Genomic DNA, 13439 nt, shown 5'->3' on the forward strand with positions numbered 1-13439 from the left:
TTATTATTGGGAAGGGAAGATTTATCTATGAAGTCGCTGTTTACAGGACGTTTTGAAGGGTATTCAGTCCATCATGCTAAAAAGGATTTATTGTCTGGAATCATTGTTGGAATTGTTGCTATTCCACTTGCTATGTCCTTTGCTATTGCATCAGGAGTAAAGCCCGAATATGGCATTTATACGGCTTGTATTGCAGGTATTCTGATTTCAATTTTTGGTGGATCAAAATATCAAATTGGAGGGCCCACAGGAGCTTTTGTGCCAATTCTTTTAGGAATTGTCCTAACGTATGGTTATGAGGATTTATTACTGGCTGGTTTAATGGCAGGGGTATTGCTTTGCTTAATGGGTATTTTTAAGCTAGGGACTTTAATCAAATTTATCCCTCGCCCTGTAACCATCGGTTTTACAGCGGGTATAGCGGTGATTATTTTTACAGGTCAAATTGCCAATTTTTTAGGTTTAAGCAATATGACAAGACATGAGTATTTTATAGCGAATATTCAAGAGATAGGAAAGCAAATTGGTACTACTAATATTTACAGTATTTTAACGGCAGTCATTTGTTTAATCACCATAATAATGACACCTAAATTTTTTCCAAAGGTTCCCGGGGCATTGGTAGGGATTGTTGTCTCCACTCTTGTGGCGACTTTCTTTTTTTCAGGACAAGTGGCTACGATTGCCACAGCCTATGGTCAAATACCTAATACATTACCCAATTTTGCACTACCTACTATGACATTTGAGCGTCTACAGCAGCTCATTGGACCAGCATTTGTCATCGCAATGCTTGGAGGTATAGAGTCTTTGTTATCTGCAGTCGTGGCAGATGGAATGACTAATAGCAAGCATAATAGTAATCGAGAGCTAATCGGACAAGGAATTGCCAATATCGTAACGCCTATGTTTGGAGGAATACCCGCGACAGGTGCGATTGCTCGTACAGCAACTAATATTAAAACTGGGGCAGTATCCCCAATGTCTGGTATCATCCATGGTGTGTTTGTATTACTTACATTATTGTTATTAGCGCCATATGCTTCACATATACCTTTAGCAAGTATGGCACCAGTATTAATGGTAGTTGCTTGGAATATGAGTGAACGGAAGCATTTTTCTCATATTATAAAGTTGAAATCTGGAGATTCGCTTGTTTTATTAATTACCTTTTTATTAACCGTATTTACTAGCCTTACATTAGCTGTTGAAGTGGGGCTTGTGTTAGCCGTGCTATTATTTGCGAAACGAATGAGTGAAAAGCTTGTTGTGACAAAGGTACTGCCAGATCATTCGAATAAAAGTGAGAAGGTACAGCCTCATGTCGTTCATCAACAGCATGATTGTCCACAAATAAGCATGTATACCATCGAAGGTCCGCTGTTCTTTGGTGCAGCACAAAGATTTGAACAAATGATTGAAGGCACCTTACAACAGCTACCAAGAGTTTTGATATTACGCATGGGGAAAGTGCCCTTTATGGACTCTACAGGGGAAGCATATTTTAGCAATATTATAGACAACTTTACAGCACAGGGAGGTAATATTTTGGTAACAGGGGTGCAGGATGACCTAAAGGTTGCCCTTCAGCAAAATGGTCTTTACGCTAAAATAGGAGCGCATCATTTTTATCAGCATACAGGAGAAGCGATTTCAAGAGCCCTCAACTATTTGGACAGAACTCAATGTATCGGATGTCAGCATTTTGCTTTTCATGAATGCAAAGATTTATCAAAATCTGAGGAAAAAAAGGATTTAATTGTTCAGTAATGGGTAACCTGTAAACAAAGGCTTGTGCTTTTCAATACTTTCCATTAGAATAAATGCAATATCATGTAAAGACTGTGATGAGGAATAGTAGATTTGTGGTTCTTTTTAGAGAGCTAGCGGCTGGTGAGAGCTAGTAGGAAAGCAAATCGAACTCGCCTACTGAGTCTGCCCGCGTGAAATAGCGCGTGTCGTTTCTTCCGCGTTAAGGAAGCTTAAGCCGAGTGTAATCACTAATTTGGGTGGTACCGCGGGAGTGCTAATTCTCTCGTCCCTTCTATAAGGAAGGGGCGAGTTTTTTTATTTTTTAAATATTTTGTCAATTCTAACGGAGAACAGCAGATTCATTGAAGGAGGAAAAAAAATGAGTTTTAATCATCAACAAATTGAAAAAAAGTGGCAGCAATATTGGGCTGATAACAAAACATTTAAAACTGAAAATGAAACAGAAAAGCCTAAATTCTTTGCACTAGATATGTTCCCATATCCATCTGGCGCAGGCTTGCACGTAGGACATCCAGAAGGATATACGGCGACAGATATTCTATCTCGCTTTAAACGTATGCAAGGCTACAATGTATTACATCCAATGGGCTGGGATGCATTTGGTTTACCAGCGGAGCAATATGCACTTGATACAGGAAATGATCCCGCAGAATTTACAGCGAAAAATATTGCGACCTTTAAACGCCAAATTCAAGAGCTAGGCTTTAGTTATGATTGGGATCGTGAAATTAACACGACTGATCCAGCGTATTATAAATGGACACAATGGATTTTTATTCAGCTATATAAAAAAGGTTTAGCTTATGTGGATGAAGTAGCTGTTAACTGGTGTCCAGCACTTGGTACGGTATTGGCGAATGAAGAAGTAATTGATGGCAAATCAGAGCGTGGTGGGCATCCAGTAGAACGTCGACCAATGAAGCAATGGATGCTTAAAATTACTGCATATGCAGATCGTTTAATTGATGACTTAGAGGAAGTTGATTGGCCAGAGTCTATTAAAGATATGCAGCGTAACTGGATTGGTCGTTCGGAAGGTGCAGAAGTAACATTTGGTATTGATGGCACAGATGAAAACTTCACGGTATTTACAACACGTCCTGATACATTATTTGGTGCTACATATTGCGTGCTTGCACCTGAACATAAATTAGTAGAACAAATTACTACAGTTGAACAACGCCAAGCAGTCGAGGATTATTTAGAAAAGGTTAAAATGAAATCTGATCTTGAGCGTACAGATTTAGCGAAAGAAAAAACAGGCGTATTTACAGGTGCCTATGCAGTAAATCCGATTAACGGTAAAAAAGTACCGATTTGGATTGCAGACTATGTGTTAGTGTCTTATGGAACAGGTGCTATTATGGCAGTTCCTGCACATGATGAACGAGACTATGAATTTGCATCAGCATTTAGCTTAGACATTGTTCCTGTACTTGAAGGTGGGGACATCAGTAAAGAAGCGTTTACAGGTGATGGGCAACATATTAACTCTGATTTCCTAAATGGCTTAAATAAAGTAGAGGGTATTGCTAAAGCAATTGAATGGTTAGAGGAAAAAGGCGTAGGAGAGAAGAAAATTTCCTATCGTCTACGTGACTGGTTATTCTCTCGTCAACGTTACTGGGGTGAACCGATTCCAATGATTCATTGGGAAGATGGTACCATCACTCCTGTTCCAGAAGAGGAGCTACCATTAATGCTTCCGAAAACAGATAATATTCGTCCATCGGGTACTGGTGAGTCACCATTAGCAAATATTGCTGAATGGGTAAACGTTGTAGATCCAGCGACAGGTAAAAAAGGCCGTCGTGAAACAAATACAATGCCGCAATGGGCAGGTTCTAGCTGGTACTTCCTACGCTATATCGATCCTACTAATACAGAAGCAATTGCAGATCCAGAATTGCTAAAACGATGGCTACCAGTTGATATTTATATTGGTGGGGCTGAGCACGCTGTACTACATTTACTATACGCTCGCTTCTGGCATAAAGTTCTATATGATTTAGGTGTTGTTCACACGAAAGAGCCTTTCCAAAAATTATTTAACCAAGGTATGATTCTTGGTGAAGGTAATGAAAAAATGTCTAAATCTAAGGGCAATGTCGTGAATCCAGATGAAATCATTGAGTCACATGGTTCAGATACATTGCGTCTATATGAAATGTTTATGGGACCACTTGAGGCTTCTGTAGCTTGGTCTACAAATGGTTTAGATGGGGCACGTCGCTTCTTAGACCGTATTTGGCGTCTACTTGTCAATGAAGAGGATGGAACGATCTCAGCGAAAATTCAAGTGTCTGACGATAAAACACTAGAAAAATCATATCATCAAACAGTGAAAAAAGTGACAGAGGATTATGAAGGTATCCGCTTTAACACGGCTATTTCACAAATGATGGTATTTATCAATGATTGTTATAAAGCTGAAGTCATCCCAACAGCTTATGCGGAAGGCTTTGTTAAAATGCTAGCACCAATTGCGCCGCATATCGCAGAAGAGCTATGGAACTTATTAGGTCATGAAGGAACACTTTCTTATGAGCAATGGCCAACATATGATGAGTCGAAACTTGTAGATGATGAAGTAGAAGTAGCAGTGCAGGTTGCTGGTAAAGTTCGTGCAAAAATTGTCGTAGCTAAAGATGCTTCAAAAGAAGACATTGAAAAAGTAGCACTTGCTGATGAAAAAGTACAAGAATATATGGCAGGAAAGGACTTAGTAAAAGTCATCGTTATTCCAGGCAAACTTGTCAATATTGTCGTTAAATAAATTGATATAACTAATAAAGATGTACATGACTAAATTAAATTTTAGTGATGTACATTTTTTATGTTAGAGAAAGTCCTAATGTTATAAAAAACTGCACCAACAGATAGATGTAGGTGCAGTTTAAATAACAAAATGACTTTCAACTTAAATAATCAAGCCAACAATTATTGCCGTTAAAATACTTACAAGTGTCGCTCCGTAAAGCAATTTTAAGCCAAATCGTGCAACAACATTTCCTTGTCTTTCATTTAACCCTTTAACTGCTCCTGAAATAATACCAATGGATGAAAAGTTGGCAAAGGATACAAGGAATACCGAAATAATGCCTAGTGTACGTTCACTCATGGACTCTGAGACATCGCCAAGGTTGATCATAGCAACAAATTCATTCGTTACTAATTTAGTGGCCATTATTCCTCCAGCTGAAACAGCGTCTGCCCATGGGATACCCATTAAGAAAGCTATTGGTGCAAAAATATAGCCTAATATTTCTTGGAAAGAAACACCGATAATCATATCAAACAATGAATTGATTAAATCCATTAATGCTACGAAACCGATAAGCATCGCTCCAACAATGATGGCTACCTTAAAGCCATCCATAATATATTCACCAAGCATTTGGAAGAAAGCTTGCTTTTGTTCGTCTTCAATGGTTAATATATCTTCCTCTTCTTTGACAGTATAAGGATTAATGATGGAAACAATTATAAAACCACCAAATAAGTTTAAAACAATCGCCGTTACGACATACTTAGGCTCAATCATTGTCATATACGCGCCAACAACTGACATAGAGACGGTCGACATCGCTGATGCACATAATGTATACATACGCTGAGGAGTAACCTTGTCTAGTTGTTTTTTAACTGTAATGAAAACCTCAGATTGACCTACCATTGCCGAAGCAACAGCATTATAGGACTCTAATTTTCCCATGCCACTTACTTTACTTAAAAAATAGCCGATCCATCTCATAAGGAAAGGAAGGATTTTGAAATGCTGTAAAATCCCAATTAACACAGATATAAAAACAATTGGTAATAAGACACCTAAGAAGAATGGGGATTCTCCTTCATTCGCTATACCACCAAAAACAAATGATATACCTGTATTTGCGTAGGATAATAAATGATCAAATACATTTGTTATTCCTTTAATTAGTACATAACCAAACGTTGTATTTAATAGTAAAGCTGCTAATATAAATTGGATGATTAACATAATCAATATATATTTATATTTTATTTCTTTTTTGTTTTTACTCATTAACAGAGCTAAGCCAAAAACAAGTAACAATCCACAAAGGGATATTAAGTATTTCATAAATTCCTCCATAAGTATAATTTAGGGCGTTTGATTCCAAGACAACAAATGCTCTTTCGCTCATTATGTTTTTCTAAAAAATTTCAGAGCAGCCAAAGATTTTAATTTGTCAGACGTCAGACAAACAATCTCACTATAACAGTTTTTTAACTAGCTATTCAAGAGCTAAAAGAAAAAAAGTATGCGACTCGGCATACAAGAAGGAAAAATCCAGTATCAAAACAACTAAATCATATTTTTTTTAGACTTTCTTAAATGATGATTTCCCTGAATGGATGAATACAAAACTTTGTCTTGCTTAAAGTTGTTAACATAAATTTAATAGTGGGAATCTCCTACAAACGTCGATTCCCATTTTATTGTGTGATGTTTTTGAAATATTATGTCCATCGTTTGAATTAAAAGTATACTTTGAAATGATATTTCTTTTAAGGGAACCACCAATAAGGAGGTGTTAGGGTGGAAGCATTTAGAGGAAGAGGAGCATAAAGAAAATTATTTACGAGTATGTAAAGGACTGAACGATTAGCTACAGAAATTGTTCAAAATATAGATTTCACCTACTATGTCAACTGGGATTACATCGAGCAAAGATTCTCTTTAAAAGACGTATATAAATGTAAAACAAATGCCTGAACCCGCTATTTTGGGAGTTCAGGCGTTTTTATCTTCCGTTTCAGTCTGAAGCATTAATAGATAAATACTAGAAATCATCATGCTAGTTGCTAATCCGTAAAGAGCATTGAAGATTAAACCAACACCGATTCCTATAATGATGGATAACAGTATGACAAGCCAGGTATATTTATGGATATGACGATTTGTAAATAAAAGAATGAACATAAATGGTAGCATGGTAATATGTAGAAATGCGAAAGAATAAATAACTCCTAAAATCGTTAAATCTACAGATAAGAAAAAGGTAAATAAGATGCCTAGTAGACCTATTAAATAAAAGTAGTAGGGTCTTTTCTTCACAAAAAATCGTTTGGTTGCTCGCAAATCTACAAGGAGGGTTGTAACAACGGCCAACAGTGCAATAACAAGGAAAGCAAATGTCAAAAACCCTGGCTGTACTTCATATAAAAACGTAAAAATTAGAACTTGGAACTGACCAAATGAGCCACTATATAAAGCAATCATTAAAATAGCTGTAAAGGATAGCGTTAATAAAGCTAAAATCACACCTGATGAAAATAGGCTACGACGTACCTTTTTAGGTTTAATAAAAGCGATTAAATACCATGTTGATTTATCAAAAAGAACTTGTCCTAAGACGGCTAGTTGAATGATGACATAGAACAGCAGGATTTCGCTATTTTTAAAGTAAAATAAATAAGGGTGATATAAGCGAATACCTTCATAAACGGTGCTAGCCCCATTTTGGATAAAATAATAAATGGGTATAAAAATAAGTAAAGAAAATAGAGAGATAATAAATAAAATCTCTAGCCACAATATACTTTTCACAGACATAATGCGGTCCAGCAGTAACATCCCCATCAAAAATAAAAATAGTGTTATGGGGACCGGTATCGTTAACATAATTTCTGAGAGCACACTAATACTTATTAATTGAATTAACCAGAGTTCGATGCCTGTCAGAAGGTAAAAAAATCGTATGACTTTTAAATTCATTCCACTCAATTTTTTTTGTATCGTAAAGAGTAAAAAGCTTTGTGTATGCTGATTTTGTGTGTAATCACTCTTTTTTAATAATGAACCCAGTACCATAAAAGATATAGCTGTTGCGAATGTATAACAAATGCCCGCCATAAAGCCATAAGAAATAAGGGCAGAAGGAGAGGACAATAATAAATTACCATTAATCCATCTAGCTAAAAGTATGATGACACCTGCTGCTGTGCTTAAACTAGCAAATGGTACAAGCAATGAAAATTTTTTTAACATACCTTCAATTACCTTTACTCGTTTTAGATGTTTTGTATTGACGAGGTGATTGATTATATTTTTTCTTAAAAGCTACACTAAAATAGTGCTGGCTATTAAAACCACAGCTCTCAGCAATTGCTGACATACTAGCATCCAGATTTTCACCTATTTTCTTCACGGCCATCTCTAGGCGATAATTATTAATATATTCATTAATGCCGATGGATTGCTCCTCCAAAAACTTACGGCTTAAATAACTAGGATTCAAATGGATTTTTTCGGCAATAATATTTAAACTCAGTTTTTCATGATAGTTTTCATGAATATAGGAAAGCTGTTTACAGGTCTCTTATATACAGGTGTGATAAATATGAAGCAACTAACAATCTATATGATTTTATTTAGCTGTGTATTTTTTTGGGCCAGTAACTTTATTATTGGCTCTATTTTAATTGAACATTGGTCTCCGATCATGGTTGCCATTTTTAGATTAATTGTCATTGTCCTATTTTTAGGCTGCATTAGTTGGAAGGCTATTATTCGTACAAGATTAACACGCAATGACCTCCTATTACTAATCATTGCAGGGATACTAGGTGTTTCCATCAATCACTTTAGCTTTTACGCAAGTCTTCAGCATACCTCTCCTATTACCGCGGCTTTAATTTTAGCCTGCGCACCGATTGTCACGTCTTTGCTTAATAAAATGATGTATCAGGAATCACGAAACGGTATATTTTGGTTAGGTGCAATCATTTCGTTCGTAGGAGTTGGCCTCATCATTACTAAGGGAGCCCTCATCACCATTTCTATAGGGAAGGGGGAGGTGCTAAGTTTAATAACGATGCTAAGCTTTGCCTTATTCCTTATTATTGTGAATCATCTCAGTCTGAAATTGTCAGCTCAGTCCATCACCTTCTATACAAACTTAATCGGTTTGCTAGTGCTTGTACCATTTTCGTTTACAATGTGGACACAAACAAATTGGCAAGTAGCATACCCTTATTGGATTCTACTCATTTTATCAGCGGTTATTATTCATGGGATTAGTAATTTATTATGGAATCAAAAAATGAAGGAGATTGGCTCAACGAATGCTTCGCTATTATTGAATTTTGAGCCAGCTATCGCAATGCTATTAAGTGCAATTTTTTTAAAGCAATTTCCTACAAGTGTCCAAATATACGGCTCCTTATTGATTTTACTAGGAATTCTACTATGTATTTACTATAAGGAAATAAGAACTTTACTTTTTATGAAAAGAAAAATAACTTAAACAATCTTTTTTTCCGTACAGTATGTTGGAAATGTTTCTAGCATGCTGTTTTTTTCTGTATATATTGTTTTTTTGAAAAAATAATATGTCTTAAAAAAGGGTCTTGTTCTGGCATGTTTGTCACCTGATAGAAGCGAATGATTCTGTTACAGAGTGTTGAGTGTTCAACTTTAAGTTGAAAAAATATATATTTGAATAATAAAAATGTAGAGATATTGAAAGTGATTTAAAAATTATACATTCCATGTATTGTTATAAAAATATCATTTTACAAATATAAGTAAAAAAACAGTCGTTATTATATTTTTAAGGTTATTTTTAATGATGAAAATTTTGTTCGTTTCTATTGTAAATTTCTCTCTTATTCTAAAAATTTCTACATTATATCTTTAGCGTCTGCTTCGTTTTAAGTGATAGAGAGGTACTGTTAGAAATGGTGAAAAGAGACGTATACATCTAGTGAATGTGAAAATATGCACAAAAATAATTATCTTAATATAATTAATAGTTATTTATAAAATAGAGTAGAAAAGTAATAATAGCTAAATGGTGTAATGTTTTTTGTAGGATAAACGCTGTTCTGCTTAGAGACTGTAAGGGTTATGTGATGAAATACACTAATGGGAAAACAAAATACTTTTTGGAGAAATAATATTTTTTAGAAAAACATCTTGCATTTGAATAATTCTAAGTGGTAAATTGTTTTACATGGACGTTCATAGAATTTTCACAGGTAGCAAAAGAGGGGAGAAATGAGAATTTATGAATAAAAATAGATGGTTAATTGCATTATCTGCAATCGCTATTCACCTTTCAATCGGTGGAGCCTATGCATACAGTGTATACAAGCTACCGATTGTCACAGAAATGGGATGGAGTGAAACAAAGGTAACGGTTGCCTTTACCATTATGATGGGGCTTGCTGGGTTTTCAGCTGCATTATTTGGTAGTTTAGTAGAGAAAATGGGACCACGTAAATCGGCGATGGTAGCAGCTGTCTTATTTGGAGCAGGACAAGCTGGTGCAGGTGTAGCGATTTCAATGGATTCTGTCGTGTTGTACTGGTTAACATATGGTGTACTAAGTGGATTAGGTATGGGGATTGGTTATATTGCGCCAGTATCAACGCTTGTAAAATGGTTCCCAGATCGACGAGGTCTAGCAACAGGGATGGCCGTACTTGGGTTTGGATCTGGTGCCCTGATTACTGCACCGGTGGCAGCCAACTTAATGGAGGCAGTTGGCATCTCTACAACATACTTTATTTTAGGTGCAAGTTATTTCACGTTAATGATTTTAGGGGCTTCATATATAGCGCCGCCTAAGCCTGGTTATATGCCAGCTAATATGAAGGCAGCAGCCGATAACGGCAAAGGAGTAGTAAAGAAAGATTTAGCAGTTATGTCAGCACGTGAGGCTGTCAAAACAAAGCATTTCTGGATGCTATGGTCTATGCATTTAGTTAATGTTACAGCAGGAATTATGATGATATCTGTTGCCTCACCAATGGCGCAGGAAATTGTTGGGCTATCAGTCGCAGGAGCAGCAGCGATGGTAGGAATCATGGGGTTATTTAATGGTGGTGGTCGTTTAATCTGGGCGGCTGTGTCTGATTATATTGGGCGTTCAAATGTTTTTGTTATTTTCTTTACAGCACAGCTAATCACATTTATCGTTTTACCACATACAACAAACGTAATTATTTTCCAAGCACTTATTTTCTTAGTAGTTAGTTGCTATGGTGGAGGGTTCTCAAATTTACCTGCTTTTGCAAGTGATTTATTTGGAACAAAGCAACTGGGTGTTATTCATGGGTATTTATTAACAACTTGGTCATTGGGTGGTATTTTCGGACCGTTGTTAGTAAGCACAATTAAAAATGCTTATGGAAGCTATATTCCTGTATTCTATGTATTTGCAGGTTTAATCGCTGCTTCATTAATCATTTCATTAACATTACGTGCAGATGTACGTAAACAAACAGCTTTAAAAGCGGCACAAAATGTTGGAGACGTTTCCGCTACTCAATAATATATTTTTGGGATAACTGTATAGGTGTCATTTCGCACGTGGCACTTATATAGTTATTTTTTTGCTTTTGTTGTTATATAACAATATTCAATTACTTATTTAATGTATAACAGTGCATTTCTGATGTCAATACCATTACTGGAAATAAAAAGATTTCTTTATTAAAAGAGAAAATTTGTAACGAAAGAGGAGATAAGGGATAAACAGCTAAAATTTGAATCTTTTCTCAAGGGTAATCGTATATAAAGTATTTAGGGAGGGATTTACTATGGGGAAATTTTCTTTAGATGAATTTGTTCAAAAAACACAGCAGGATGATCTAGAAAATGATTATTTTGAATTGGAAACTGAGCGTGTATTAGAGGTAAATTTAAACGGTGAAGTATGGTCCAAAATGGGCGCAATGATTTCCTATACAGGAGACATTAAATTCGAACGTGAGCGCGTGTTGGAGCACGGACTTGGTAAGATGTTTAAGAAGGCTTTAACAGGTGAAGGTACACAATTGATGAAAGCGAGCGGGAAGGGTAGACTTTATTTAGCAGATCAAGGCAAGAAAGTAACCGTCTTCGATTTGAAAAATGACAGTCTCTGCGTTAATGGTAATGATCTGCTCGCATTTGAGCCTAGCATCAACTGGGATATACGTTTAATGCGAAAAATGGCTGGCATCATGTCAGGTGGCTTATTTAATGTAACGTTACAAGGTACAGGAAAAGTAGCGATTACAACACATTTCGAACCATTAACCTTATTAGTAAAACCTGGCGAAACGGTATATACTGATCCACATGCTACGGTTGCGTGGTCAGGTAATTTAACACCTGAGTTTAAAACAGATATCAGCTTCCGTACATTTATCGGTCGTGGGAGTGGCGAATCAATCCAGATGGCGTTTTCGGGTGAGGGCTTTGTCATTATCCAACCATTTGAGGAAGTATATATGTCTAGTGAAAGCTAAAAAAAGCGTGTCCGTTTTGTCCGGACACGCTTTTCTTCTATTATTTTAATGCAGCGTGCATACCTGCAATGCGTCCTGTTACTAAGGCTGAGGTAATATTATATCCCCCTGTATAGCCGTGAATATCTAGAATTTCACCACAGAAGAATAATCCTTCTTTTCTCTTTGAAGCCATTGTTTTTGGTTCAATTTCTTTTACGGAGACACCACCGCCCGTAACAAATGCTTTATCAAGTGATTGTGTGCCACTTACCGTCAATGTGAAGTTAACGAGTAAACGCGCTAGGTGACGAATTTTATCTTGGGATAATTCAGCCCCCGTTAATTGTACATCGATATTGGCCCGTTCACATAAAAATAATAGCCAACGTTCAGGAGCAATACCTTTCCAAGCATTTTTCACAGCCTTTTTCGGATCTTCTTTAATCAACTTATTTAAATATTGGAGACATGTTTCTTCATTATAATTAGTTAATGTTTGTATACGCATTGTCACGGGCTCGTAGCCTGTTTTCATTAATTCTTTCACAACGAATTGGCTACAGCGTAAAACGGCAGGACCGCTTAAGCCAAAGTGCGTAAAGAGCATATCCATTTGATGGGTAACGAGTACCTTACCTTTTTTATTTAGCACAGAGACAGCAACATCACGCAATGCAAGACCCTGTAGTTCACGTGATAAAATAAAGTCCTCTTTCGATATGACAGGGACTTCTGTTGGGAATAATGTTGTGATTGTATGGCCAGCCCGTTCTGCCCATGGATAGCCATCACCTGTAGAGCCTGTTTGTGGGACAGCCTTGCCACCAACGGCCACAATGACGGCTTGGCTACGAATTTCTGAGCCATCTGCAAGGCGCACACCCAAAATTTTTTCTTCATCCATAACAAGCTTGTTAACGGCTGTGTGTAAACGAACTTCAACATGTAAACGTTGAAGCTGACGAATTAGCGCATCGACAACATCTTGTGCTCGGTTAGATACCGGAAACATTCTACCATGATCCTCTTCTTTTAAAGACACACCAAGCCCTTCAAAAAATGCGATAATATCTTCATTATTATAAACGGTAAAAGGACTATAAAGGAAACGGCCATTACCAGGTATATGTTTTACTATTTCTTCAACAGGCAAACGATTGGTCACATTACAGCGCCCGCCGCCAGAAATGGCTAATTTTTTGCCAAGTTTTGCACCTTTTTCTAACAATAAAACTTTCTTTTTCCGCTCTCCAGCAGCAATCGCCGCCATTAAACCAGATGGGCCACCACCGATCACGATTACATCATACATAGTTAGAAACTCACTTTCTTTTCAATTTAGGAATCTTTCCTATTATACATGAAGTCTATATAGAGGAGGGGCTTCTTTGACATTGAAAATATTAGCAAAGTGTTTTATA

Annotated in this window: 9 protein-coding genes and 1 other annotated feature; of the genes, 5 read left to right on the plus strand and 4 right to left on the minus strand. The window is 36.6% G+C overall.

The annotated features are described in order from the left end of the window. The first annotated feature begins 27 nt into the window (after nucleotides 1–27). Nucleotides 28–1770 carry a SulP family inorganic anion transporter gene (locus ACOZBY_RS05300; protein ID WP_422761694.1) on the plus strand — a complete coding sequence of 581 codons (1743 nt, stop codon included), beginning with the start codon at nucleotides 28–30 and terminating at the stop codon, nucleotides 1768–1770. Between the two features lie 65 nt (nucleotides 1771–1835). After that, nucleotides 1836–2046: a binding site (T-box leader), on the plus strand. 85 nt (nucleotides 2047–2131) lie between these two features. After that, nucleotides 2132–4549 carry a leucine--tRNA ligase gene (gene leuS, locus ACOZBY_RS05305; protein ID WP_012295731.1) on the plus strand — a complete coding sequence of 806 codons (2418 nt, stop codon included), beginning with the start codon at nucleotides 2132–2134 and terminating at the stop codon, nucleotides 4547–4549. Between the two features lie 144 nt (nucleotides 4550–4693). Here leuS and ACOZBY_RS05310 read toward each other — a convergent pair whose 3' ends face one another. The 3 genes from ACOZBY_RS05310 to ACOZBY_RS05320 all read right to left on the minus strand — a co-directional run bounded on the left by ACOZBY_RS05310 (nucleotide 4694) and on the right by ACOZBY_RS05320 (nucleotide 8093). Continuing rightward, nucleotides 4694–5875, minus strand: coding sequence for a NupC/NupG family nucleoside CNT transporter (locus ACOZBY_RS05310; protein ID WP_031416438.1), 1182 nt, complete (start codon nucleotides 5873–5875; stop codon nucleotides 4694–4696). A 654-nt stretch (nucleotides 5876–6529) separates the two neighbouring features. Beyond that, nucleotides 6530–7786 (minus strand): permease, encoded by a 1257-nt coding sequence (locus ACOZBY_RS05315; protein WP_422761697.1) that lies wholly within the window; start codon nucleotides 7784–7786, stop codon nucleotides 6530–6532. Nucleotides 7787–7790: 4 nt separating this feature from the next. Continuing rightward, nucleotides 7791–8093, minus strand: coding sequence for a helix-turn-helix domain-containing protein (locus tag ACOZBY_RS05320; protein ID WP_422762170.1), 303 nt, complete (start codon nucleotides 8091–8093; stop codon nucleotides 7791–7793). A 45-nt stretch (nucleotides 8094–8138) separates the two neighbouring features. Here ACOZBY_RS05320 and ACOZBY_RS05325 point away from each other — a divergent pair, with 45 nt between their 5' ends. The 3 genes from ACOZBY_RS05325 (at nucleotide 8139) to ACOZBY_RS05335 (ending at nucleotide 12036) form a co-directional block, all read left to right on the plus strand. After that, nucleotides 8139–9044: a DMT family transporter gene (locus tag ACOZBY_RS05325; RefSeq protein ID WP_036162327.1), complete on the plus strand. Its 906-nt coding sequence runs from the start codon at nucleotides 8139–8141 to the stop codon at nucleotides 9042–9044. A 762-nt stretch (nucleotides 9045–9806) separates the two neighbouring features. After that, nucleotides 9807–11075 carry an L-lactate MFS transporter gene (locus ACOZBY_RS05330; RefSeq protein ID WP_422761700.1) on the plus strand — a complete coding sequence of 423 codons (1269 nt, stop codon included), beginning with the start codon at nucleotides 9807–9809 and terminating at the stop codon, nucleotides 11073–11075. A 268-nt stretch (nucleotides 11076–11343) separates the two neighbouring features. After that, entirely contained in the window at nucleotides 11344–12036 is a 693-nt protein-coding gene (locus ACOZBY_RS05335) for an AIM24 family protein (RefSeq protein ID WP_012295717.1), read from the plus strand. A 40-nt stretch (nucleotides 12037–12076) separates the two neighbouring features. Here ACOZBY_RS05335 and ACOZBY_RS05340 read toward each other — a convergent pair whose 3' ends face one another. Then, nucleotides 12077–13330: an NAD(P)/FAD-dependent oxidoreductase gene (locus ACOZBY_RS05340; protein ID WP_012295716.1), complete on the minus strand. Its 1254-nt coding sequence runs from the start codon at nucleotides 13328–13330 to the stop codon at nucleotides 12077–12079. Between the last annotated feature and the right edge of the window lie 109 nt (nucleotides 13331–13439).

It is taken from the genome of Lysinibacillus sp. NPDC056220 (assembly GCF_049315265.1).
Lineage (GTDB): Bacteria > Bacillota > Bacilli > Bacillales_A > Planococcaceae > Lysinibacillus > Lysinibacillus pinottii.

What these genes read in the sequence shown, in the direction of transcription:
- ACOZBY_RS05300 (WP_422761694.1), top strand. Translation starts at nt 28, where the DNA reads ATGAAGTCGCTGTTTACAGGACGTTTTGAAGGGTATTCAGTCCATCAT.
- leuS (WP_012295731.1), top strand. Translation starts at nt 2,132, where the DNA reads ATGAGTTTTAATCATCAACAAATTGAAAAAAAGTGGCAGCAATATTGG.
- ACOZBY_RS05310 (WP_031416438.1), bottom strand. Translation starts at nt 5,875, where the DNA reads ATGAAATACTTAATATCCCTTTGTGGATTGTTACTTGTTTTTGGCTTA.
- ACOZBY_RS05315 (WP_422761697.1), bottom strand. Translation starts at nt 7,786, where the DNA reads ATGTTAAAAAAATTTTCATTGCTTGTACCATTTGCTAGTTTAAGCACA.
- ACOZBY_RS05325 (WP_036162327.1), top strand. Translation starts at nt 8,139, where the DNA reads ATGAAGCAACTAACAATCTATATGATTTTATTTAGCTGTGTATTTTTT.
- ACOZBY_RS05330 (WP_422761700.1), top strand. Translation starts at nt 9,807, where the DNA reads ATGAATAAAAATAGATGGTTAATTGCATTATCTGCAATCGCTATTCAC.
- ACOZBY_RS05335 (WP_012295717.1), top strand. Translation starts at nt 11,344, where the DNA reads ATGGGGAAATTTTCTTTAGATGAATTTGTTCAAAAAACACAGCAGGAT.
- ACOZBY_RS05340 (WP_012295716.1), bottom strand. Translation starts at nt 13,330, where the DNA reads ATGTATGATGTAATCGTGATCGGTGGTGGCCCATCTGGTTTAATGGCG.